Below are 21,307 nucleotides of genomic sequence, written 5' to 3' on the forward strand. Positions count from 1 at the left end.
ATTCAGACCAGATGCAGCGCATCAGTTTTATTCTCAACATCCATGCCGCTCTGCGTCTTGTCTTTGATAACCCTGAGAACGTCTATGGTTTTCCGACGATGGCGAACGAAAACGAGTTCTTCAACGGGCGTACCCCGCTCGAAATCATGTCCCAGGGGGATATGATTTCCTTGTACGAGACGTTTCGGCGGATCGACGTGCTGCGAGGCGCACAATGGTAATGGTGAGCCAGTTGCCAGTATTGGCCGGTGAGCAGTTGCAGGCCTACCGATTGATCAATTCAAAGTTTCCGCCCATTGCGTTGTTTGACGACGTGGCGGACGCGAACGAATTTGATGTTCTGTATCAGATACAGGCCCTCACAAATCCGAGGCTGCAAAATGAGGTAGGTCGGCTTGAGCTGATACCGCGTGCGGAAATTCCCTTTGGCATCCCTGGATGCTCTTATGCGACAGCCCCTTTCACCCACGTCAACCCAACTGGCTCGCGTTTCAGCGATGGCAGTTTCGGCGTGTTGTACTTGGCTGCCTCGATGGAAACTGCTCTGGCTGAGGTACAGCATCACCAAAATCAGTATTGGTCGAATGTCCAGAGTCTCAATTACGAGAGGTTTGTTTTCCGGGGGTTATCCTGCACTTTCGTTGACGAAGCAATGAGGGATGCCGTATCCATTCCGATGCACGATCCTATCTACGATCCCGTCGACTACACGCACTCACATCGCTTGGGTAAGGCAGTCAAGGATGCAGGGGGCCTTGGCCTGCGATACAACTCCGTGCGTATGCATGGCAACTACTGCTGGGCGCTGATGACTCCCAGACCAGTCTCATCAGTCATTCAAACAGCCCACTACGAGATGATCTGGAACGGTCAGATCACTAGCGTTAATAAAATCAGCATTGCATGACTGTCTTATCGGCGCGATAGCACGAATCCGTTGTCAGTCAGCATCAAGGCTAAATGTCATGACGCTATCGCGCGCCCTCCCACAGGGGATTGATGGTGTTTTGAGGATTTTTGAAAAAAATCTGCAGTCAGCTGTAACACCCCGCCCTGTCGTTTCTCTAGAGCGGTAAGCAAGCACAAACGCTTGCCATACCAAGCTCAATTTCGGAGAAACATCATGACTGCTACCACCCGCACCCTGTCCGCCACCGCCCTGGTTCTGGCACTTGGTTCTGCCCTGAGCATCGCCGCTGTCTCCACGGCCCATGCCGCTGACGCCAACATGGAAAAATGCTTCGGCGTGGCCATGAAAGGTCATAACGATTGCGCCGCTGGTGCTGGCACCACTTGCGCTGGCACCGCCAAAACCGACTACCAGGCCAACGCCTGGAAGCTCGTCCCCAAGGGCACCTGCGCCACCACAATGAGCAAGACCTCGCCAACCGGCTTCGGCCAGATGGAAGCCTACAAAGCCAAGTCGTAATCAGCCCCCCAGCCAGAGTGTCGACCATGAACCATTCATTCTCCGGGCTCCCGCCCCGCTCCGGGCTGGGGCTCAAGACCGAGCACTTTCGTGAAGTGCTCGGTGCACAACCGGACATCGGTTTCTTCGAAGTCCACGCCGAAAACTACATGGTGGCCGGCGGCCCGTTTCATCATTTTCTGGGATTGATCCGCGAGCAGTATCCGCTGTCGCTGCACGGTGTTGGCCTGTCCATCGGTGCCGAAGGTCCGCTGGATGGTCAGCACCTGCAAAGGCTGGCCGCGCTGATCGAGCGCTATCAACCCCACTCCTTTTCCGAACACCTGGCCTGGTCCAGCCATGGCCCGGTGTTTCTCAATGACCTGCTGCCCCTGGCCTACGACGCGCCGACGCTGAACCGTGTCTGCGAGCACATCGATCAGGTACAGAACACCCTCAAACGCCCGATGCTGCTGGAAAACCCGGCGACATACCTGGCGTTCCAAAACTCGACAATCGATGAAGCCGACTTCATCAGTGAAGTCATTCGCCGCACCGGCTGCGGCCTGCTGCTGGACGTCAACAACGTTTACGTCTCCTGCATCAATCACCAAAGAGATCCGCGGGCCTACATCGACGCCCTGCCACTGCACGCTGTGGGAGAGATTCATCTGGCGGGGTTTGCCGAAGACACCGACAGCCTTGGTGACCGACTACTGATCGACGATCACGGTGCGCCCGTCGATAACGCGGTGTGGGCGCTGTACTCGCAGGTGCTGGAGCGGGTCGGCCCGATCGCCACGTTGATCGAACGCGACAACCGGTTACCGGCCTTCAGTGTGTTGCACGCCGAAGCCCGTCATGCCGATGAGTTGCTGCACCGCGCAGGGAGCCGGCCATGAGCACTCAAGCCGCTTTTTCCGCCGCCCTGCTCGATCCGCAACGGCCCTGCCCCGAGGGCGTGTTCAGTGCCAACGGTACCGATCCGGCCAGCCGTTTCGCGGTGTATCGCAACAATGTGCAGAGCTCGCTGATCAACGCCTTGGCCGACAGCTATCCGGTGGTTATGCAGTTGGTCGGTGATGAGTTTTTCCGGGCGATGGCAGGGTTGTATGTGCAAAGTTGCCCACCGCAAAGCCCGCTCATCAACGACTACGGCAAGGACTTCGCCGAGTTCATTGACAGTTTTGAACCGGCAGCCAGCGTGCCTTATCTGGCCGATGTGGCGCGGCTGGAGCGCTTGCGCGTTCAGGCCTATCACGCCGCTGATGCGCAGCCTTTGGGCCATGAGCAAATCGCCGCCGTGCTGTCGGACCCACAGGCACTGAGCGAGCTGACGCTTGGGCTTCATCCCTCCCTCAATCTGCTGACTTCAGCCTTCGCCGTGGTCGCAATCTGGGCGGCGCATCAACAGGACGCGACGCTGGCCGGGATCGACCTCGGCCACGGGCAAAACGCGCTGGTGCTGCGTAACGAACTGGAGGTTGAGGTCTTCGCCATCGACCACGGCGCCAGAATCTTCATTCAGAGCCTGCGACTCGGCCAGCCCCTGAGCCAAGCGCTGGAAAACGCGCCGGCCTTCGATCTCAGCCAAACCCTGGCGCTGCTGATCAGCCACAACGCCATCACTCATTTACACCACAACCAGGTATCGCCATGAACACAAACCCCATTACCCGCGCCATCACGCTGCTGGAAAAAATCCCCCACAGCCTGATCGCCTTTATCGCGCGTTTTTCCATTGCCGCGGTGTTCTGGAAGTCCGGGCAAACCAAGGTGGAAGGCTTGGCCATCGACTTGATCGACGGCACCTTTGAACTCGGTGTGCCAAGGCTGGCGGACTCGACCATTCCGTTATTCCAGAGCGAATATCACCTGCCGTTGCTCTCCCCGGAACTGGCGGCGCACCTGGCGGCCTTCGCCGAGCATTTCTTTCCGATTCTGATCCTGATCGGCTTCGCCACACGCTTTTCGGCCCTGGCGCTGCTGGGTATGACCCTGACCATTCAACTGTTCGTGTACCCCGATGCGTATCCGACCCACGGCACCTGGGCGGCGGTGTTGCTGTACTTGATGGCGACTGGACCTGGCAAGTTGTCGATCGATCACCTGATTGCCCGGCGTTACGCCCGCTGATACCAACCTCAGAACTCCCATAAAGGTTGTGTGGTGAGACGTTATCGTTGAAGCCGATCCAACGCCTCACCACTGCGCTTGAACCAACCGATCAAATAGTCCGCCAGCACTTGGGTACGCTTCGGCAACCCGCCCTGATACGGATGCACCAGATACATCGGCATGCTGCGGGTTTGATAATCACGCAGGAGCCAGCGTAAACGTCCATCAGCCAATTCCTCTTGCAACAGATACGACGGCAAACGCGCAATGCCCGCACCGGTCAGTGCAGCTTTCTTCAAGAGGTTGTAATGGTTGCTGGCGAACGGACCCGACACACGCACCCGCGTTAATTCGTGCTGTTGGTGATAGAGCCATTCTTCGCGACCGCTGTAATGGCTGTTGAGCAGGCAGCGGTGTTCGGCCAGTGCCTGAGGCGTCAGCGGCTCACCGAATCGCTCAAGATATGCGGGGCTGGCACAGGTCATTTCGTGCCAGGCCAGCAGCGGTCGGGCGACCAGGCGTTCGTCGTTGGCCACTTCCGAGCGGATCGCCAAGTCAAACCCGTCCCGGGACAAGTCGCGGTAGTGGTTGTTGAGCTCCAGCTCGATCTGCACCTCGGGGTACTGCCGGGAAAACTCCAGCAGTGCGCCATCAAAGAACGTTTCCCCCAGTGAAACCGGCACCGTCATCCGCACCGGGCCGGCCATGTCGTCTTTCAGCCGCGCCAACGCCTGACGCGCACGCTCCACTTGCACCACCAGCGCCTGGGCTTGCGGCAACAACGCCGCACCCGCCGCCGTCAGGCTCAAGCGACGTGTGGTGCGTTGCAGCAACACCACGCCAAAGCGCGTTTCCAGCAGGCTGATGCGCTTGGAGAGTTGCCCCTTGCTGCAACCCAGTTGTTGGGCGGCCAGGGTGAAACTGCCCGCCTCAATCAATACCGCGAACGCCGCCAGATCGTCCATTTCACTCATGGATTGTTTCCATTTGAAAACCAAAGGTTGCCCATTAGCACGCTTATTTATAAAAAAAACCACACTAGACTTAACTTTAAATCCAACCCACTTGAGGAACTACACGATGAAAATTCTGTTGATTGGCGCCTCCGGCACCGTCGGTTCGGCCATTGACCATGAACTGTCCCAGCGCCACAAAATCGTCCGTATCGGCCGTAAAAGCGGTGATTTCCAGGTCGACATCAGTGACAGCGCCTCGATCCGCAAACTGTTCGAACAGACCGGCAACTTCGATGCACTGATCTGCGCCGCCGGCAGTGTCAACTTCGTGCCGCTGGCCACCATGACCGCACAAGACTTCGAACTCGGCTTGCGGGACAAGCTGATGGGCCAGGTCAATCTGCTGCTGATCGGCCGGGAATTCGCCAATGACGGTGCGTCTTTCACCTTCACCACCGGCATCCTCAGCCACGATCCGATTCGTACCGGCAGCTCCGCGTCCCTGGTCAACGGCGCCCTCGACGCCTTCGTCCGTGCGGCGGCGATCGAACTGCCACGCGGTCTGCGCATCAACTCGGTCAGCCCGAACGTGCTGGTCGAAGCCATGGGGAGCTATGCGCCGTACTTCCGTGGTTTCAAACCGGTTCCCGCCGCCGAGGTGGCGCTGGCCTACGCCAAAAGCGTGGAAGGCCTGCAGACCGGCCAGACCTATCGCGTCGGTTAAACCGCCCCCCGTAGAGGCAACCGAGAACATCGCAGGGTTGTGATGAACGGTCAGGCTGAGTAACGTGGCGACACTTGTCTGGAGACTCAAAGATGCGTGTTGCCCGTTCCCTGGTACTTGTTGCCCTGCTTCCGTTGTTCGCCGCTTGCCAACTGCTCGATGGCCCACGGCAAAGTGCTTCCCATGTGGGCCAGACCCGCATGCAGGGCCAATTGACGGCGGCCGACGGCAAGCTGCTGTTCCAGCCGTGTAATGAGCAGCGCAGTTTCGTGGTCAATGACATCGGTGGCACCAGCATCCTGCAAGAGGCCGCGACCCTGGCCGATGATCAGGGCAAGCTGTTCGCCGATGTGCGCGGCCGGATCGTTGCCAGTGGTGCTGACAGCCAACTCGACCTTACGCAGCTGTACCGCGTCGAGCGCTCGGGCACGGCGTGCGACGATCCCAATTTCAAGCAGCTGATCCTGCGCGCCGCCGGCCATGGCCCGGAGTGGAACGTCAAGGTCAGTGGCAAGGGCATGATCGTCGACCGCGCTGGTCAGCCGCCCCTGGCCCTGCCGTACGTTGAAGAACAACTGGGCGATGGCCGCTTCAACCTCAGTACCGAAGCCAATAATCAGCGCATCGAGCTCTGGGTCGCGCCGCGACGTTGCGTCGACAGCAGCACCGGCAGCGTGCAGCACATGAGCGCCGAGTTGCGTATCGACGGCCAGGTGCAACGCGGCTGCGGGTATTTTGGCGGATCGCGTAACGACTGATCGTTTTAGCCTCACGGGAATCATCCTTTGAGGCTTATAATCGCGGGCTTCAAACGCCTTGGCGCAGTTGTGCGCCCCGCGAACCGGATCCCGCCATGTTACGAATCACCGAACTCAAGTTGCCGATCGACCATCCCGAAGAAGACCTGCGCCCTGCCATCGTGCAGCGCCTGGGCATCGCCAGTGATGACCTGCTCGACTTCACCTTGTTCAAGCGCAGTTACGATGCGCGCAAAAAGTCCTCCGAACTGTGTTTCATCTACACCATCGACCTCAACGTTCGCGATGAGGCGGCGGTGCTGCGCACGTTCGCCGATGACCGTAACGTCAACGTGGCGCCGGATGTCAGCTACAAAGTGGTCGGCCAGGCGCCGGCCGACCTGAGCCAGCGTCCGATCGTGGTCGGCTTCGGCCCGTGCGGGATCTTCGCCGGCCTGGTGCTGGCGCAGATGGGCTTCAAGCCGATCATCCTCGAACGCGGTACCGAAGTGCGCCAGCGCACCAAAGACACCTGGGGCCTGTGGCGTAAAAGTGTGCTCAACCCCGAATCCAACGTGCAGTTCGGTGAAGGTGGCGCGGGGACATTCTCCGACGGCAAGCTCTACAGCCAGATCAAGGACCCGAAATTCCTCGGTCGCAAGGTTCTGCATGAGTTCGTCAAGGCCGGTGCGCCGGAAGAAATCCTCTACGTCAGCAAGCCGCACATCGGGACGTTCCGTCTGACCGGTGTGGTGGAAAACATGCGTGAGCAGATTCGCGCCCTGGGCGGCGAAGTGCGCTTCCAGCAGCGGGTTACCGATGTGCTGATCGACGACGGCCAACTGGTGGGCGTCGAACTCCATGGCGGCGAACAGATCCATTCGAAGCACGTGATTCTGGCCCTCGGCCACAGCGCCCGGGACACCTTCCGCATGCTGCACGGCCGTGGTGTGTACATGGAAGCCAAGCCGTTCTCGGTGGGGTTCCGCATCGAACACCCGCAGTCGCTGATCGACCGCGCGCGCCTTGGCAAATACGCCGGCCACCCGAAACTCGGCGCTGCCGACTACAAACTGGTGCACCACGCCAAGAACGGTCGATCGGTCTACAGCTTCTGCATGTGCCCGGGCGGCACCGTAGTGGCGGCGACCTCCGAGCCGAACCGCGTGGTCACCAACGGCATGAGCCAATACTCGCGTAACGAGCGCAACGCCAACTCCGGGATCGTCGTCGGCATCACCCCGGAAGTCGATTATCCGGGCGGCCCACTGGCCGGCATCGAGTTGCAGGAACGCCTGGAATCCCACGCCTTTGTGCTGGGCGGCAGCAACTACGAAGCACCGGCGCAACTGGTCGGCGACTTCATTGCCGGCAAGCCGTCCACCGAATTGGGCAGCGTCGAGCCGTCCTACAAACCGGGCGTTGCCTTGGGTGATTTGGCCCTGGCCCTGCCGGCGTTCGCCATCGAAGCGATTCGCGAAGCCTTGCCGGCATTCGAGAAGCAGATTCGTGGTTACTCGCTGCACGACGCCGTGTTGACCGGGATCGAGACGCGCACCTCATCGCCGCTGCGCATTACCCGTAACGAGTCGATGCAGAGCCTGAACGTGAAGGGTTTGTTCCCGGCGGGTGAAGGCGCGGGTTATGCGGGCGGGATTCTGTCGGCGGGTGTAGACGGGATTCGGATTGCTGAAGCGGTTGCCCGGGATATCCTTGGCCTAGAAGCCTGACCCAGATGATCGTTCCCACGCAGAGCGTGGGAACGATCAAATATCTCAGATATTGGCGCGCAACACGCTGGCCGGCAGCGGCTCTCCGCGCTCAACGCTGGCCGCCACGGCATCCATCAGACTACTCAACTCATACCCCTGGGCCTTCAGCCAGGCCTGATCGTAATAGGTGTCGGCATAGCGCTCGCCGCCATCGCACAGAATCGCCACGATCGACCCCGACTCCCCCGCCGTCGCCATCTGCTGGGCCGCCATCAAGGCGCCGATCAGGTTGGTCCCGCTCGAACCACCCACCCGTCGCCCCAAACGTTGTGCCAGGTAATGCATGGCTGCCAGTGACAAGGCGTCCGGCACCTTGACCATCGCGTCGATGACTTTGGGCAGGAACGACGCCTCGACACGCGGCCGTCCAATGCCTTCAATCCGTGACCCGTGATCGAGGCGCAGGCTGGCGTCGCCGGTCTTGTAGTAATCGAAAAACACCGAACGCTCGGCATCGGCGCACAGCACACGGGTGCAATGCTGGCGATAGCGCACGTAACGGCCCAGCGTCGCGGTGGTGCCACCGGTGCCAGGGCTGGAAATCAGCCAGCTCGGTTCCGGGTGCTGCTCGAAGCGCATCTGATGGAAGATCGATTCGGCGATGTTGTTGTTCGCTCGCCAGTCGGTGGCGCGTTCGGCGTAGGTGAACTGGTCGATGAAATGCCCGTCGTGTTCGTGAGCCAGGCGCTCGGACTCAGCGTAAATCTGCGTCGGATCGTCCACCAGATGGCTCTTGCCACCGTAGAAAGCGATTTGCGCGATCTTTTCCTTGGACGTGCTCGCGGGCATCACCGCAATGAACGGCAAACCCAGCAGCCGGGCGAAGTACGCCTCGGAAATCGCCGTCGAACCGCTGGACGCTTCAATCACCGGCGCACCGGGTTTGAGCCAGCCGTTACACAGTGCATAGAGGAACAATGAGCGGGCCAACCGATGTTTCAGGCTGCCGGTGGGATGGCTCGACTCATCCTTGAAGTACAACTCGATGCCCGGCAACCCCGGCAGCGGCAAGGGGATCAGGTGAGTATCAGCGCTGCGCTGGAAGTCGGCTTCGATGATCCGGATGGCTTCGCGGGCCCACTGTCGGTTGTCGCTCATGATGGTTTTCTCGTTGAATCAGGCAAGAGTCGGCCTTGTCGCAAGGCTCAGTCCACAAGCTTAGGAAAAAACCTACATCACGCACAGATACAGCTGGGGTTCAATACGTCCGGCAACTGCTAGGCTCAGGCCTTTGCTGACCGGGCACGTTGTAACGGTATATAACAAAAAAGAATATAACTTTTGTTTTAACAACCAACGGTACGGGTTAGGGTGTGCCACCTTTTGAATTCATCGATGGAGAGCGACCTTGCCTCTGCGTAGCACGTTCACGCGTTTCTTTCAGTTGGAAGCTGCCAGCGGTCTGCTATTGATCGCCGCAGCTGTCCTGGCCCTGATCATCAACAATTCATCGCTGTCGTGGCTCTATAACGGCCTGCTGGACACCCCCGTGGTGGCTCAGATCGGCGCGCTGAAAATCGCCAAGCCATTGCTGCTGTGGATCAACGACGGCCTGATGGCCCTGTTCTTTCTGTTGATCGGCCTGGAAGTGAAGCGCGAAGTCCTCGACGGCCAACTGTCGAAACCGTCGCAGATCGTCCTGCCCGGCGCGGCCGCAATTGGCGGCATGGTGGTGCCGGCGCTGATCTACTGGTTCCTCAACCGCGATAACCCGTCCGCCCTGAGCGGCTGGGCCATCCCGACGGCTACCGACATTGCCTTCGCCCTTGGCGTGCTGGCCCTGCTGGGTAAACGCGTGYCAGTGTCGCTGAAACTGTTCCTGATGACCCTGGCGATCATCGATGACCTTGGCGCAATCATCATCATTGCGATCTTCTATTCCGGCGCTCTGTCGACCCTGTCCCTGGCGCTGGCCGCGGCCTGCATCGCGGCCTTGATCGGAATGAACCGACTTGGTGTGGTGAAACTCGGGCCGTACATGATCATCGGGCTGATCCTTTGGGTCTGCGTACTCAAGAGTGGCGTGCACGCGACGCTGGCGGGTGTGACCCTGGCCTTCTGCATTCCACTGCGCACGAAAAACGCCGAGCCTTCGCCGCTGCTGACCCTGGAGCATGCCCTGCATCCGTGGGTGGCCTACGGCATCCTGCCGCTGTTTGCCTTCGCCAACGCTGGCTTGTCCCTGAGCGGCGTGACCGTCGAAAGCTTCACCCATCATGTACCGATGGGCATCGCCGTCGGCCTGCTGTTGGGCAAGACCGTCGGTGTCTTCGGCCTGACCTGGCTGGCGGTAAAAATCGGCATCGCCGCCCTGCCCCAAGGCGCCAACTGGGGCCAGATTTTGGGGGTGGCGATCCTTTGCGGCATCGGCTTCACCATGAGCCTGTTCGTCGGTTCCCTGGCCTTCGTGCCGGGCGCCAGTGAATATGCCGGGATGGACCGCATGGGTATTCTGACCGGCTCGATCCTGGCGGCATTGATCGGTTATGCGGTGACGGCGGCGGCGAGCCGCAAGAGTGCTGCGCTGCCTTCCTGAACGATAGAGAACACTCTTAGCAACATTGAGGATTCGTCCTACAGTCACGATTAGCCACGTTCGTTAACGTCGCGCAGCCCCCTCTTTGGGGGTTGCCGATGGACGAGCGAAAGGACAATCAGTGGCTGGCCACAAGGACATCCCCCGGGTACAAAACCCACCGTCAGGTGACGGGCATCACGTCACTCACCGATTCATGACGGCCACCGAATTGGCCGAGCGTGATGCCAGACAAAACGCCCACGACGCCATGCTCGCAAGGCAGCAGGCCTTCGAAGACAGCGTTCTGGTCCCGACGAAAAAAGACGACGTTGCCCGCGCGGGATGCGTGTTCGCCAAGTCCTGCAAACTGCCCGATGCAATCATCGACTACACGAATCCCTCCGGCGTTGTTCCGACCGACAGCCTGAAAGACTACGGCGAACTGGTTCTGCTCGGCGCTCGCGAGGCCGATGAAAGCGGTGTCGTGCCGCTGAAGAAAATCAGTGGTACGGCCATTCCGGTGGGTTTCGGCAGCTTCGCMCTGAGTGGCCCAGCGTTCGCCGCATTACCCGCCGTCGCAGTCAGCACCGCTGCGGCCACCCTGGCAGGTCTGGTGGCCCTGGTCATGCCGTCGAGCCTTGGCGACAGCTCGCTCTACACCGAAGATCAATTGCGATCACTCAAACAGGCCCGCACTCGCGTTCGCCTCAGAGTCGAGCAACAGGCTGACGGCAGTCTCAAGGGATACGGTTTTTACACTGGTAAAAACCGTGACTGGGAGATGGTCGATGTCGTGCAGTTCACCTTGCGCGGCAGTCAGCAGGTGGCTGATCTCGGGGACGGCATTGAGCTGATCTGGATGCCGGCCGAGAACGGTTCAAGCACCCTCGGCATCCCCGCTTTGGAAGCTGCGCCACAAGCGCCGCACATCTGGGTTTACCCGCCGACGAAGGCGGCTGACAGCATCATCGTGAATCCGGTTTATCCGCCGGAGTACAAGGATTTCATTCTTGTGTTTCCGGCGGATTCGGGGGTGTTGCCGGTTTATATTGTGGTGAGTGTTGCGGACCACAAATATCATCCGGCGCCAAACGGGCTTACCGCTTTTCCTGATGCCACACCGGCAAAACAGAAGACTCGGGTCAAAGGTAGAGGCACCCGAATGCGCTGGAGAACGGCTGAAGGGCGAATTCTAGAATGGGATTATCAGCATGGAGCAGTAGAAATGTATGACAAACGAGGTCGCCATCTGGGTGAGTTTGACGCTGAAACAGGTAATCAAAACAAGCCGGCGGATCCGAAAAGAAGGATAGAACCGTGAACCACGTAATTTATGCTTTTGATAAAGAAACAGAAGCGCTGGTATTCGAAGTGCCTGTCCCGGCAGACGGCATTGCACAGCTGAGGGCGATAATGAGTTGGACTGAGGCTGAAGAAGAAATCTATGGCTATGACCTTGATTCCCAGCAGATAACAAAACTGGAAACATTAGTCGGTCGATCATTTTACGATCCACAATACGATTTTCAGCTCGGTTGTTATGCAAGCAAGTAAATGCTCTGGTTCAACTCCACAGCCCAAAAGAAAACCCCGACCAGCTCACCTGATCGGGGTTTTCTTTTACCCTACATTCCCGCTTAGTGCGAAACGCGGCTGGTCCCACCCACAGTGGAAATCCGCACACGCTCCCCCACACGGAACACTTCGTTTGGCTGAACTTCCTGCACGTAGGCGCGCATGCTGCCATCGTCTTCGCGCACGGTGATTTCGACGCCTTGAGTGCGGGTCAGGCCTTCTTCGGCAGCCGACCCCACCAGGCCACCCGCTACAGCGCCGATGACCGCTGCAACGATGCTGCCGCGACCACCGCCGACGGCGCTACCGCCGACGCCACCCACGACTGCGCCCGCAGCGCTGCCGATCGGGGTCTTGGTGCCTTCGATTTTCACCGGACGCAGGGATTCGATGGTGCCCATGCGAATCGTCTGCACGCGACGCGCTTCGTCACGGGAGTAGGAGTCACCGGTCAGGCTCGATTGGCAACCGGAGAGCAACATCGCCATCGTGGAAAAGGAAGCAACCAGCAAAACAGACTTACGCATAGCATCAAACTCCATAGGACAGGTATCCATTAAAACCCGCAGCTTGACGCCTGTCACGGCATCGCCCGGATAAAATTGGTTTCATTCAGGCCTGGTACAGGCACTTTGCGAACTCACCATACAGTAGCGTCACATTACGAAATCTGCGCCGCTGACCCAAGGAATATCATGGATTACTTCATCATTGTCGTCACGACCATCGCCGGTTTGTACTTCCATTGGTGGTTGTACGTGCGGATAAAACGCTGGGGGGACCGCGATCTGGCGTTGTCACTGGCGGGTAAAGACGAACAAAAAAGAGCCTTCATGCTCCAGCAACTGGCGAACGCTCAAGCGCAGAAGATCAAGCGTCGGGACCTGCCACAGTGGCTAGAGGCCGCTGCGGCAGGGTATCCCGATCGGTAGACCGTTTACGGGGCCAGGCGCTCACGCACCCAGTCAGCACCCTGCAAGCGGTAGTTGAGGCGATCGTGCAGACGGCTCGGACGGCCCTGCCAGAATTCGATGCGCTCCGGTAGCAAACGATAACCGCCCCAGTGTTCGGGGCAGTGCGGCTGGCTATCGCTGAAACGCTGCTCCGTGTCCTTGAGCAGCGCCTCCAGTTCGCCGCGATCGGCGATCACCCGGCTCTGGGGCGACGCCCAGGCACCGAGACGACTGCCCAGAGGGCGAACCTGGTAGTAGGCGTCGGACTCTTCAGGCGTGACCTTCACCACCCGCCCTTCGATGCGCACCTGGCGCTCCAGGGCCGGCCAGAAGAACGTCATGGCTGCAAATGGATTGGCTGCCAATTGCTGCCCCTTGTCGCTCTCGTAGTTGGTGAAGAAGGTGAAGCCCTGCTCGTCCAGGCCCTTGAGCAGCAGAATGCGGCAATGCGGCCGACCGTCCTGATCGACGGTGGCCAACGTCATGGCATTCGCCTCCACCGGTACCTGCTCGGTTTTCACCGCATCGGCAAACCACTGATGGAACAGTGCGAACGGCTCGGCCGGGGCTTGCGCCTCGGTCAAGCCATCTCGGGTGTAATCGCGACGCATATCTGCCAAGGGCCGGGTCATGGCGCATTCCTTTTGGTTAATGAATCACTGCTTTGTGGCATCGGTGGCGGTGGCGCTCTTCGAATCGACAGCGGCTTTAGCCGGAGCGGTCTTTTTCGCGGGTGCCTTTTTGGCTGGAGCCTTGGCGGCCGCTTTCTTGGCCGGTGCCTTTTTCTTCGACGAGGCAGCGGTTTTTTTCGCAGCCGGTTCCGGGGTCACAGGCTTGGCCACTGGCTTGACGTCTTGCGCGACGACTTTGGTTACCGGTGCCGGAGCCGGCATATTGTACTTGCTCAGCAGCGCGGCCATGGTGTCTTGCGGCGTCAACAACAGCTCGACGCGACGGTTCAAGGCGCGACCTTCAGCACTGTCGTTGGCGGCGCGCGGTGCGTCACCGCCCATGCCGCGCAACATCAGGCGATCACGCTGCAGACCGCTGAGACGGAAGATCGCTGCCACCGCCTGGGCGCGTTCCTGGCTCAGTTTCACGTTGGCCGGTGCGGCACCCGACGTATCACTGTGGCCGAGTACCAGCACGGCAGTCTTTGGATCGGCTTCGAGGATTTTCGCGACACGGGTGAACGGAGCGAGGGTCACCGGCAGCAGCATGGCCGGGCGGTCCGGGTTGAACGAGCCTTCCACCGGAGCCGTGACGACCAGCACATTTTCACGGCGCTCGAGTTGCAGGTTGCTGCCCTTGACCGCCTCGCGCAGGCGCGGCTCATAGTCGTCAAGCCAGGCTTGGGTGATTTTCGGATCGGGCATCGGCACGGCTGCTTTGGCAGTGCTGGTGCTCTGCTCCTTACCGCCGAACGGCCACCACCATTTGCCTCCGGCATCGGCTTCAGCCTTGGCGACGGGTACTGCGGCAGCTGGTTTCAGGGGTGCCGGGGACGGGGACGGGGCGGGTTCTTTAGTCGCGACCTTGTCGGATGAACCGAACGGCCACCAACTGCTGCCACCTGCGGCATCATTTTGTGGGGTTTGTGCACAACCGGTGATAGCGAAGCACAGGGCCAGGGCGAGGGTTTTATTGGACGACATTGGGTATCCACAAAATGAGGTAATGAAAAGTCAGCCGGGGCGCCCCCGGCTAAACAGACGCTTTGAAACCACAAAGGCTTTCGGGTTCCAGCCCTGGCCCCCTTAAGCGTGATTTACAGACAAGTGGCCAGTACTCGCACAAGCTTTTGCGCTCGTGGATCCATCAAGACGTACGGCCCCAGCGTATTTGTCACAAAACCGAAGGCCACATCATGTTCCGGATCAGCAAAACCGATGGAGCCGCCAGCACCCGGGTGACCGAACGCCCGTGGGCCGAGGCCGTAGGTGGCGTTGGGTACGTCCGGTTGATCGAGCATGCAACCCAGACCGAAGCGGGTCTGGGTCAATAAAGTCTTGTCTTCGCCAACGCTGTGTTCGCGGGTCAGCTCGTCGAGCATTTCGCTTTCCAGCAGGCTGCCATCGAGCAGTCCGGCGTAGAAACCGGCCAGGCTGCGGGCGTTGCCGTGGCCATTGGCGGCCGGCTGCTGCATGCGCCGCCATTCCGGTTTGTTGGTGCTGGTCATGATCGACGGCGGGTTGGTGAAGGCCCGAGTGGTCATGGCCGTCGGTTCGCGCATGGTCACCTGCAGCAAGCGCTGGGCCGCGACATCGCCGACGTTGCCCTTGCTGCGGGCGATGTGCGCCACGCGATGGAACTCTGAATCGGCCAGGCCGACGTGGAAATCCAGCCCCAAGGGCTTGGCAACCCGCGCCACGATGGACTCGCCCGGCCCACGACCGTCGGCGCGCCGCAGCAATTCACCGATCAGCCAGCCATAGGTGATTGCCGCATAACCGTGACCTTGGCCCGGCGTCCACCAGGGTGCTTCGGCGGCCAAAGCATTGACCATGGTCTGCCAGTCGTAAAGTGCCTCAGGAGGCAGCAACTCGCGCAAGGCCGGCAGACCCGCCTGATGGCAGAGCAAGTGGCGCAGCGTCACGGATTCTTTACCGGCGGCGGCAAATTCGGGCCAGTAGCGGGCGACCGGGGCATCGAGTTGCAGCTTGCCTTCAGCCACCAATTGCAGCGCCGTCACGGCGGTGAAGGTTTTGGTGCAGGAGAACAGGTTGGCGATGGTATCGCTGTGCCAAGCCTCATGGCCGTCCTTGTCGGCGGTACCGGCCCAAAGGTCGAGGACGGTTTCACCACCGATCCGGATGCACAACGCCGCGCCGCGTTCCTGAGGATCGTCGAACAGCGCTGCAAACGCTTCACGCACCGCTTCGAACTTAAGCTCGTAATGACCCTGAATCTGCACCCGCAACTCTCCCGGATAAACGCTCTACAAAGTGGCCCGCATTGTTCCAGCCCTTGAGGGATTTGGGAACAGGATCGGGTCGGATGGTCGCCCGGTTATGGAAATGCCGCAGACATCAACGATGCGATCCCCGTGACGAGGGGGGCTTGCCCCCGTTCGACTGCGAAGCGGTCGCAAAAACCTGTATTTGCGGTGCATCTGTAGGCATGGGGGCCGCTTCGCGGCCCAACGGGGGCAAGCCCCCTCGCCACAGGTGTATCAGGAATCAATGGCCATTGCCCGAATGCCCACCCGCATGCCCTGCGCCCTTGCCCGGGCCTTTGCCTGCCTCGCCCTTCCTGCCACCCTCGACATCGTGACTGGCTTTATCCGCCTCAGCGCTGGCCTTCTCCGCCTCTTTGCCAAGCTGATCGATGATCTGCACATTGCTTTTACGCACACTGTCGACAAAGCCTTGGAACGGCAAATCAGTAATACCCACCAGACCGAAGTGCCCGTTCTCGCCATCCAGCAGACGACCGGTCACCGGCTGGTCGAGGTACTGGAACCAGTGCACCCCGACAATCGACGGTTCGCTCATTGCCTGTTTGAGGAAGTGAGCGTAAGCCGTGCCGCGGTCTTCCTCCTTCGCCAATTGCGTCACGCCACCCCAGAACGGGCCCCGATCTGCCGAGCCGAAGTTGAATTCGGTGATCAGCACCGGTTTGTCCAGACTGCGCAGTTTGGCGAAGTCGTAACCGTCCTGGGGTTGCAGGGTGTACATGTTGAAGCTCAACACGTCGCAGTATTGTGCACAGGACTCGACTGCCTCCGGGGAACTGACGGCAAAGCGACCACCCAGCAACAACTGGTTCGGCGCGTGCCATTTGAGCGAATCGGAAACGGTCTTGAAGTAGGTGTCGGCGAAGACCTTCTGGAAGTATTTGAAGTCGGCTTCGATTTCCGGGTGTTCGGCGCTCGGCTCCGGCGGCACGAAGCCTGGGTCTTCCATCAACTCCCAGGCAGGCAGATCAATGCCCCAGGCTTTCGACAACCCCGCCTGGTTGCGGTACTTGTCGCGCAGTTGCTTGAGGAAGGCGCGTTTGGCCGGCACGTCGGTGGTCATTTTCAAGGTGCCGTAGGCCAGCGCATAGCGGGCCTTCGGGTCATCGCCGGGACCGGCCCAGGCCAGTTCGTTGTCGGCGAAGTAACCGATCAGCCACGGATCGTCGCGATGGTCGCGAGCGGCGATGGCCACGGCGCGTTCGGTGGCCATGGCGAAACGCGGATCGAACGGGTCAGGCATGCCGCCCCACCAATCGGTGCCAGTGCTGATGCTGGCGTAATCGCCGACGATCGATAGCGGCAAGGTGTACGGCACACGGTCAGCGTTACCCAACACCGGTGCGCTCCAGTTGCCGAGGGTGTTGAACCCCCAGGCTTGCAGGCGATCGAGGGTATGACTGGCCCAGCGTTGTTCGTCGACAGTTACTTTGCAGGGTTCGGCGGCCGCCTTTTCGACCGTCGCTTCAACAGCCCCGGTCTTGGCCGCCTCGGCAACACCGGCTCCAGACTCGGTAGGCGCAGGCGCGGCTGATTGCTCGGCGGCCTTTTCAGCCGTCGCCTCTACCGCCTCGGCCTTGGCTGCTTCGGCAACACCAGCCTTAATGTCTCCGCCCGGTGCGCAAGGTTTGCCGTACAGCCGCTGCAGGTTGGCGCCATAAAAATCGTACCAACGACCGGCGTTGTAGGCTCGGCCCTGATCAACACCGTTGCCGCCACGGTTATCGCCTTCGCCATAGTGACTGGCCAAGGGTTCGTCGGGTTTAGGCAGGGACTCGAACATCCACTCGCGCCCGGCGACGTAGGTCTGGTTGACGCTCGGGGTCACGGTGTTGACGCCGAGGGAATAGAACGGATGCCCTTCCGGAGTCACCAGGTACCAGCGGCCATCACGCTTTTCGGTGCGGAAAAAGCCGCTGGCCTTGAACTCTGGGCCTTTGTTCAAGCCGCCGAACTTGTCCAGAGGCGCCTTCTCGCGCTCCGCCAGCCAGGTTTTCAGTTGTTGCTGCTCTTTGCCAGCGGAGGATTTCAGTTGTTCGTCGCTGCTGATCTTCTCCGGCCATTTGGCCCGGGTCGATTGACCGTAAGCGTCCACCAGGCCGCCATAAGCGGCTTTGGTCACGGCCTCGCCGTCCTGCACGCCGAAGCGCTCGAGCAGAATGCTTTGGGCGACTTTCGGCTGATCCATCGACAAGGTCACCGACACCACCTGGCTACGGTCCAGCTCACCGGTACTGCTGGCCAGCAATACACGCTGCCCTTCGAAATTGATCGGCATCGGCGGGCCGGCTTTCATGCCCTGGCTCAGCGGTGAACTCGGCTGCAGCGGTACCAGTAAGGTCTGCGCCGGGCCGGCCGGCAGATCGACACGGCTGACCAGAGTCTTGCCGTCGTTACTCTGGATTTTCACGTACAAGGTCACGGCCCAGTTCATCGCGCTCTGGATCCGCAGGCTCATGACGCCCGACTGCGACCAGTCCCAGGCACCGGTCTGCGGTGTCAGGCGCAAGGTCGTCTGGGCAGCCGGGTTGAAGGTCACGCGACGCAACACTTCACCTTCGGCCGTTTGCTCCGCATTGGATTGCGGCAGGCTGGCGTCCTGGGTCGCCACCTGAACCACGTCGGCGGGACGCACAAAGTTGAACAGCGTCTGCTGGCCGGCGGGGGCCGCCAGCAAAGGGGCTGCGAACATCAAGGCAAAAACGGCGGGCAACGAACGGCGAATCATAAGAACGTGGTTCTCCCTAACGACCATCAATGGGCCAGTGGAAAGGCAGTGGCAGTGAGGTAGACAACGCGGTGGGCAAATTTGCCCACCGGCGCATCAGGAAATTTCACGACGAAATGGCGGCAACGCATTGAGAATAGCTTTGCCGTAGCGCTGTGTGACCAAACGACGGTCAAGCAAGGTGATGGTGCCGCGGTCTTCTTCGGTTCGCAGCAGGCGACCGCAGGCCTGGACCAGTTTCAACGAGGCGTCCGGCACGGAGATTTCCATGAACGGATTGCCGCCACGGGCTTCGATCCACTCAGCCAGCGCGGCTTCGACCGGATCGTCGGGCACCGAGAACGGGATCTTGGCGATCACCACGTGCTCGCAGTAGGCACCGGGCAAATCCACGCCTTCGGCAAAGCTCGCCAGGCCGAACAGCACGCTGGAATCCCCGCCATCGACCCGCGCCTTGTGCTTGTTCAGGGTTTCCTGCTTCGACAGGTTGCCTTGAATGAACACTTGCTTGCGCCAGTCGCGATCCAGCCCGTCGAACACGTCCTGCATCTGTTTGCGCGAGGAGAACAGCACCAGGGTGCCACGGGAGCCCTCGACCAGTTCCGGCAAGTCGCGAATGATCGCCGCCGTATGGGCCGGTGCATCGCGCGGGTCGGCTTTCAGGTCCGGCACCCGTAATACGCCGGCGTCGGCATGATGGAACGGGCTCGGGACCACGGCGGTCACGGCGGTTTTCGGCAGGCCGGCGCGCATGCGGAAACGGTCGAAGGTGCCGAGAGCGGTCAGGGTCGCCGAGGTCACCAGCGCCCCGTAAGCCACGTTCCACAAGTTGCGCCGGAGCATTTCCGCCGCGAGGATCGGGCTGGCATTGACCTCGATGTCGAACAGCGAACCGCTTTCGGCCAGCGTCAGCCAACGGGCCATGGGCGGGTTATCTTCCGGGTCTTCGACGGTGAAGGCGGTCCACAACTCCCAGTTTCCCGAAGAGCGCGACAACAGGCTGCCGAACAGCGGATACCACTCTTCGGCCTGGTTGCTGGCGATGCCAATGTTGACCTCGCCGTCCATGCCTTCCTTGAGCAGTTCGGTAAGCCGGGTGAACAGGTCGGTCAGTCGGGCAAAGCCCTTCTTCAACTCGATGCCCATCTCACGCATATGTTCGGGAATCACCCCGCCGACGAAACGGTGACGCGGCCGCTCGCGACCTTCGACGTCTTCGCCGGGCTTGAAGTCGGCGACTTGCTCACAGGCACTGAACATGAACTGCTGCTGGGTCTTGATCTCCCGGGCCAGTTCCGGCACCTGTTCGATCAACTTGCCCAGATCCCCCGGCAGCGGGTGTTGGGCGAGCAATTTGGTGAGGTTCTTGGCGGTGGTCTCCAGCCAGTCGGCGGTGGAGCGCAAGCGTGTGTAATGGGCGAAGTGGCCGATGGCCTTGTCCGGCAGGTGATGACCTTCGTCGAACACGTAGATTGTGTCGCGCGGGTCCGGCAGAACCGCGCCGCCGCCCAGGGCCAGGTCGGCCAGGACCATGTCGTGGTTGGTGACGATCACGTCGACCTTGCCCATGCCTTCGCGGGCCTTGTAGAAGGCGCACTGGCCGAAGTTGGGGCAATGGCGGTTGGTGCACTGGCTGTGATCGGTGGTCAGGCGCGCCCAGTCGGCGTCTTCGAGCGCGGTGGACCAACTGTCGCGGTCGCCGTCCCACTTATTGCCGGCAAGTTTCTCGATCATGCTGGTGAACAGCTTCTGACTGGCCTCATCGACCTCGATCTTGAAGCCTTCTTCTTCGAACAGCTGTGCGGTAGCGGTTTGCGCGTGACCTTCCTGGAGCAACATGTCGAGCTTGGACAGGCACATGTAGCGCCCCCGCCCCTTGGCCAGGGCGAAGCTGAAATTCAGCCCGCTATTGCGCATCAGGTCGGGCAAATCCTTGTAGACGATCTGTTCTTGCAGGGCCACGGTGGCCGTGGCGATCACCAGACGCTTGCCAGCGGCCTTGGCGGCGGGGATCGCTGCCAGGCTGTAGGCCACGGTTTTGCCGGTACCGGTGCCGGCTTCCACCGCGACAATCGCGGGGTCGCCACTGCGCCGGCCTTCGTCGTCGGTGTCGATGTCACCGAGGACTTTGGCGATTTCGGCGATCATCAGGCGTTGGCCGTAGCGTGGCTTGAGGCTCTTGGCTTCGAGAAAACGCGAGTAGGCGCCCTGGATCGTGGTTTTGAGTTCAGTGCTGATCATTGATTGTCGGGCGCAAAAAACGCTGGATAAATTTTCAGTGGTTCGGATCGGCCGCTATCATACCCCGCTAATTAATCCCGCGCAGAACGGAGTACCCCAATGACACCTTTTGGCATCGTTTATACCCTGCATGTCCTGGCCGCCCTGGTCTGGGTCGGCGGCATGTTTTTCGCCTGGATGGTCCTTCGCCCCGCTGCGATGAAGGCGCTGGAAGGCCCTGCCCGGTTGAAGCTGTGGGTGGAAGTGTTTCAAGGTTTTTTCCGCTGGGTCTGGGTCGCGGTGGTGCTTTTGCCGATCAGCGGTGTGGGCATGATTCATTTGCAGTTCACCGGGTTTGAAGCGGCACCGCGGTATGTGCAGGCGATGATGGGATTGTATGTGGTGATGACCGCGTTGTTTATCCGGATTCAGGCGTTGCTGCTGCCGGAACTGCGCACGGCGGTGGCGGCTGAGGATTGGCCGACGGGCGCGGCGACGCTGGGCAAGATTCGCCGGTTGGTAGGGATTAACCTGATGGTCGGGTTGGTGCTGGTGGCGATTGCTGCGGCTCGGCCGATGTTCTGAGCAATGCATAGTCTCTGTGGCGAGGGAGCTTGCTCCCGCTCGGCTGCGTAGCAGTCG

21 protein-coding genes and 1 pseudogene are annotated in these 21,307 nt (G+C 60.4%); 14 read left to right on the forward strand and 8 right to left on the reverse strand.

Annotated features, from left to right (window positions below):
- From AC1DIS_RS20935 to AC1DIS_RS20960, 6 genes and pseudogenes are all read left to right on the forward strand, one after another.
- Window positions 1–221 (forward strand): annotated as a pseudogene (locus AC1DIS_RS20935) (hypothetical protein); the annotation flags it as partial.
- Complete coding sequence (locus AC1DIS_RS20940; RefSeq protein ID WP_026345678.1) at window positions 215–907, forward strand: RES family NAD+ phosphorylase; 693 nt, start codon at window positions 215–217, stop codon at window positions 905–907. The pseudogene AC1DIS_RS20935 and the gene AC1DIS_RS20940, both read left to right, overlap by 7 nt.
- 216 nt (window positions 908–1,123) lie before the next feature.
- Complete coding sequence (locus AC1DIS_RS20945; RefSeq protein ID WP_018926899.1) at window positions 1,124–1,429, forward strand: BufA1 family periplasmic bufferin-type metallophore; 306 nt, start codon at window positions 1,124–1,126, stop codon at window positions 1,427–1,429.
- Between the two features lie 26 nt (window positions 1,430–1,455).
- The gene (bufB, locus tag AC1DIS_RS20950) at window positions 1,456–2,310 is read left to right on the forward strand and encodes an MNIO family bufferin maturase (protein WP_064619907.1); all 855 of its coding nucleotides are present in this window, start codon (window positions 1,456–1,458) and stop codon (window positions 2,308–2,310) included.
- Window positions 2,307–3,068: an HvfC/BufC N-terminal domain-containing protein gene (locus AC1DIS_RS20955; RefSeq protein WP_477743363.1), complete on the forward strand. Its 762-nt coding sequence runs from the start codon at window positions 2,307–2,309 to the stop codon at window positions 3,066–3,068. The genes bufB and AC1DIS_RS20955 overlap by 4 nt, the downstream gene beginning before the upstream one ends.
- On the forward strand, window positions 3,065–3,544 hold the full coding sequence (locus tag AC1DIS_RS20960; RefSeq protein WP_111455058.1) for a DoxX family protein: 480 nt from the start codon (window positions 3,065–3,067) through the stop codon (window positions 3,542–3,544). The genes AC1DIS_RS20955 and AC1DIS_RS20960 overlap by 4 nt, the downstream gene beginning before the upstream one ends.
- A gap of 41 nt (window positions 3,545–3,585) precedes the next feature.
- On the opposite strand, the gene AC1DIS_RS20965 is transcribed toward AC1DIS_RS20960, so the two are convergent.
- Window positions 3,586–4,500: a LysR family transcriptional regulator gene (locus tag AC1DIS_RS20965; protein WP_019580939.1), complete on the reverse strand. Its 915-nt coding sequence runs from the start codon at window positions 4,498–4,500 to the stop codon at window positions 3,586–3,588.
- Between the two features lie 106 nt (window positions 4,501–4,606).
- Here AC1DIS_RS20965 and AC1DIS_RS20970 point away from each other — a divergent pair, with 106 nt between their 5' ends.
- The 3 genes from AC1DIS_RS20970 to AC1DIS_RS20980 all read left to right on the forward strand — a co-directional run bounded on the left by AC1DIS_RS20970 (window position 4,607) and on the right by AC1DIS_RS20980 (window position 7,673).
- Entirely contained in the window at window positions 4,607–5,206 is a 600-nt protein-coding gene (locus AC1DIS_RS20970; RefSeq protein ID WP_018926904.1) for a short chain dehydrogenase, read from the forward strand.
- Window positions 5,207–5,298: 92 nt separating this feature from the next.
- Entirely contained in the window at window positions 5,299–5,964 is a 666-nt protein-coding gene (locus AC1DIS_RS20975) for a COG3650 family protein (protein WP_018926905.1), read from the forward strand.
- A 95-nt stretch (window positions 5,965–6,059) separates the two neighbouring features.
- Window positions 6,060–7,673, forward strand: a complete 1,614-nt coding sequence (locus tag AC1DIS_RS20980) for an NAD(P)/FAD-dependent oxidoreductase (protein WP_018926906.1) — start codon at window positions 6,060–6,062, stop codon at window positions 7,671–7,673.
- A 45-nt stretch (window positions 7,674–7,718) separates the two neighbouring features.
- On the opposite strand, the gene AC1DIS_RS20985 is transcribed toward AC1DIS_RS20980, so the two are convergent.
- The gene (locus AC1DIS_RS20985; protein ID WP_477743415.1) at window positions 7,719–8,816 is read right to left on the reverse strand and encodes a PLP-dependent cysteine synthase family protein; all 1,098 of its coding nucleotides are present in this window, start codon (window positions 8,814–8,816) and stop codon (window positions 7,719–7,721) included.
- Between the two features lie 247 nt (window positions 8,817–9,063).
- Here AC1DIS_RS20985 and nhaA point away from each other — a divergent pair, with 247 nt between their 5' ends.
- The 3 genes from nhaA (at window position 9,064) to AC1DIS_RS21000 (ending at window position 11,787) form a co-directional block, all read left to right on the forward strand.
- Entirely contained in the window at window positions 9,064–10,251 is a 1,188-nt protein-coding gene (gene nhaA / locus AC1DIS_RS20990; RefSeq protein ID WP_477781056.1) for a Na+/H+ antiporter NhaA, read from the forward strand.
- A gap of 121 nt (window positions 10,252–10,372) precedes the next feature.
- Window positions 10,373–11,554 (forward strand): S-type pyocin domain-containing protein, encoded by a 1,182-nt coding sequence (locus AC1DIS_RS20995; protein WP_477743362.1) that lies wholly within the window; start codon window positions 10,373–10,375, stop codon window positions 11,552–11,554.
- On the forward strand, window positions 11,551–11,787 hold the full coding sequence (locus tag AC1DIS_RS21000; RefSeq protein ID WP_018926910.1) for a DUF7683 domain-containing protein: 237 nt from the start codon (window positions 11,551–11,553) through the stop codon (window positions 11,785–11,787). The genes AC1DIS_RS20995 and AC1DIS_RS21000 overlap by 4 nt, the downstream gene beginning before the upstream one ends.
- A gap of 83 nt (window positions 11,788–11,870) precedes the next feature.
- Here AC1DIS_RS21000 and AC1DIS_RS21005 read toward each other — a convergent pair whose 3' ends face one another.
- Complete coding sequence (locus tag AC1DIS_RS21005; RefSeq protein WP_018926911.1) at window positions 11,871–12,335, reverse strand: outer membrane lipoprotein; 465 nt, start codon at window positions 12,333–12,335, stop codon at window positions 11,871–11,873.
- Between the two features lie 168 nt (window positions 12,336–12,503).
- Here AC1DIS_RS21005 and AC1DIS_RS21010 point away from each other — a divergent pair, with 168 nt between their 5' ends.
- On the forward strand, window positions 12,504–12,740 hold the full coding sequence (locus AC1DIS_RS21010; RefSeq protein ID WP_064619929.1) for a hypothetical protein: 237 nt from the start codon (window positions 12,504–12,506) through the stop codon (window positions 12,738–12,740).
- A gap of 5 nt (window positions 12,741–12,745) precedes the next feature.
- On the opposite strand, the gene pdxH is transcribed toward AC1DIS_RS21010, so the two are convergent.
- The 5 genes from pdxH to dinG all read right to left on the reverse strand — a co-directional run bounded on the left by pdxH (window position 12,746) and on the right by dinG (window position 20,686).
- Window positions 12,746–13,393 carry a pyridoxamine 5'-phosphate oxidase gene (gene pdxH, locus AC1DIS_RS21015; protein WP_018926913.1) on the reverse strand — a complete coding sequence of 216 codons (648 nt, stop codon included), beginning with the start codon at window positions 13,391–13,393 and terminating at the stop codon, window positions 12,746–12,748.
- A gap of 24 nt (window positions 13,394–13,417) precedes the next feature.
- A complete protein-coding gene (locus tag AC1DIS_RS21020; RefSeq protein WP_064619932.1) occupies window positions 13,418–14,416 on the reverse strand; it encodes an OmpA family protein in 999 nt (332 codons plus the stop codon).
- 113 nt (window positions 14,417–14,529) lie between these two features.
- Window positions 14,530–15,675, reverse strand: a complete 1,146-nt coding sequence (locus tag AC1DIS_RS21025) for a serine hydrolase domain-containing protein (protein WP_258612615.1) — start codon at window positions 15,673–15,675, stop codon at window positions 14,530–14,532.
- Window positions 15,676–15,940: 265 nt separating this feature from the next.
- Entirely contained in the window at window positions 15,941–18,445 is a 2,505-nt protein-coding gene (locus AC1DIS_RS21030) for a beta-galactosidase (RefSeq protein WP_477743361.1), read from the reverse strand.
- 96 nt (window positions 18,446–18,541) lie between these two features.
- Window positions 18,542–20,686: an ATP-dependent DNA helicase DinG gene (gene dinG / locus AC1DIS_RS21035; RefSeq protein WP_007935913.1), complete on the reverse strand. Its 2,145-nt coding sequence runs from the start codon at window positions 20,684–20,686 to the stop codon at window positions 18,542–18,544.
- 99 nt (window positions 20,687–20,785) lie between these two features.
- Between dinG and AC1DIS_RS21040 the strand changes: the two genes are divergently transcribed.
- On the forward strand, window positions 20,786–21,250 hold the full coding sequence (locus AC1DIS_RS21040) for a CopD family protein (protein WP_064619942.1): 465 nt from the start codon (window positions 20,786–20,788) through the stop codon (window positions 21,248–21,250).
- Window positions 21,251–21,307 lie beyond the last annotated feature (57 nt).

The sequence above is a fragment of the Pseudomonas sp. 05N433 genome (assembly GCF_056396925.1).

Bases quoted from the DNA above. Each gene is read 5' to 3' on its own strand.
- AC1DIS_RS21030 (WP_477743361.1), bottom strand. From the start codon at position 18,445: ATGATTCGCCGTTCGTTGCCCGCCGTTTTTGCCTTGATGTTCGCAGCC.
- AC1DIS_RS21040 (WP_064619942.1), top strand. From the start codon at position 20,786: ATGACACCTTTTGGCATCGTTTATACCCTGCATGTCCTGGCCGCCCTG.
- AC1DIS_RS21005 (WP_018926911.1), bottom strand. From the start codon at position 12,335: ATGCGTAAGTCTGTTTTGCTGGTTGCTTCCTTTTCCACGATGGCGATG.
- dinG (WP_007935913.1), bottom strand. From the start codon at position 20,686: ATGATCAGCACTGAACTCAAAACCACGATCCAGGGCGCCTACTCGCGT.
- AC1DIS_RS21020 (WP_064619932.1), bottom strand. From the start codon at position 14,416: ATGTCGTCCAATAAAACCCTCGCCCTGGCCCTGTGCTTCGCTATCACC.
- AC1DIS_RS20945 (WP_018926899.1), top strand. From the start codon at position 1,124: ATGACTGCTACCACCCGCACCCTGTCCGCCACCGCCCTGGTTCTGGCA.
- AC1DIS_RS20940 (WP_026345678.1), top strand. From the start codon at position 215: ATGGTAATGGTGAGCCAGTTGCCAGTATTGGCCGGTGAGCAGTTGCAG.
- AC1DIS_RS20955 (WP_477743363.1), top strand. From the start codon at position 2,307: ATGAGCACTCAAGCCGCTTTTTCCGCCGCCCTGCTCGATCCGCAACGG.
- bufB (WP_064619907.1), top strand. From the start codon at position 1,456: ATGAACCATTCATTCTCCGGGCTCCCGCCCCGCTCCGGGCTGGGGCTC.
- AC1DIS_RS20975 (WP_018926905.1), top strand. From the start codon at position 5,299: ATGCGTGTTGCCCGTTCCCTGGTACTTGTTGCCCTGCTTCCGTTGTTC.
- AC1DIS_RS20970 (WP_018926904.1), top strand. From the start codon at position 4,607: ATGAAAATTCTGTTGATTGGCGCCTCCGGCACCGTCGGTTCGGCCATT.
- AC1DIS_RS20965 (WP_019580939.1), bottom strand. From the start codon at position 4,500: ATGAGTGAAATGGACGATCTGGCGGCGTTCGCGGTATTGATTGAGGCG.
- AC1DIS_RS20980 (WP_018926906.1), top strand. From the start codon at position 6,060: ATGTTACGAATCACCGAACTCAAGTTGCCGATCGACCATCCCGAAGAA.
- pdxH (WP_018926913.1), bottom strand. From the start codon at position 13,393: ATGACCCGGCCCTTGGCAGATATGCGTCGCGATTACACCCGAGATGGC.
- AC1DIS_RS21010 (WP_064619929.1), top strand. From the start codon at position 12,504: ATGGATTACTTCATCATTGTCGTCACGACCATCGCCGGTTTGTACTTC.
- AC1DIS_RS20960 (WP_111455058.1), top strand. From the start codon at position 3,065: ATGAACACAAACCCCATTACCCGCGCCATCACGCTGCTGGAAAAAATC.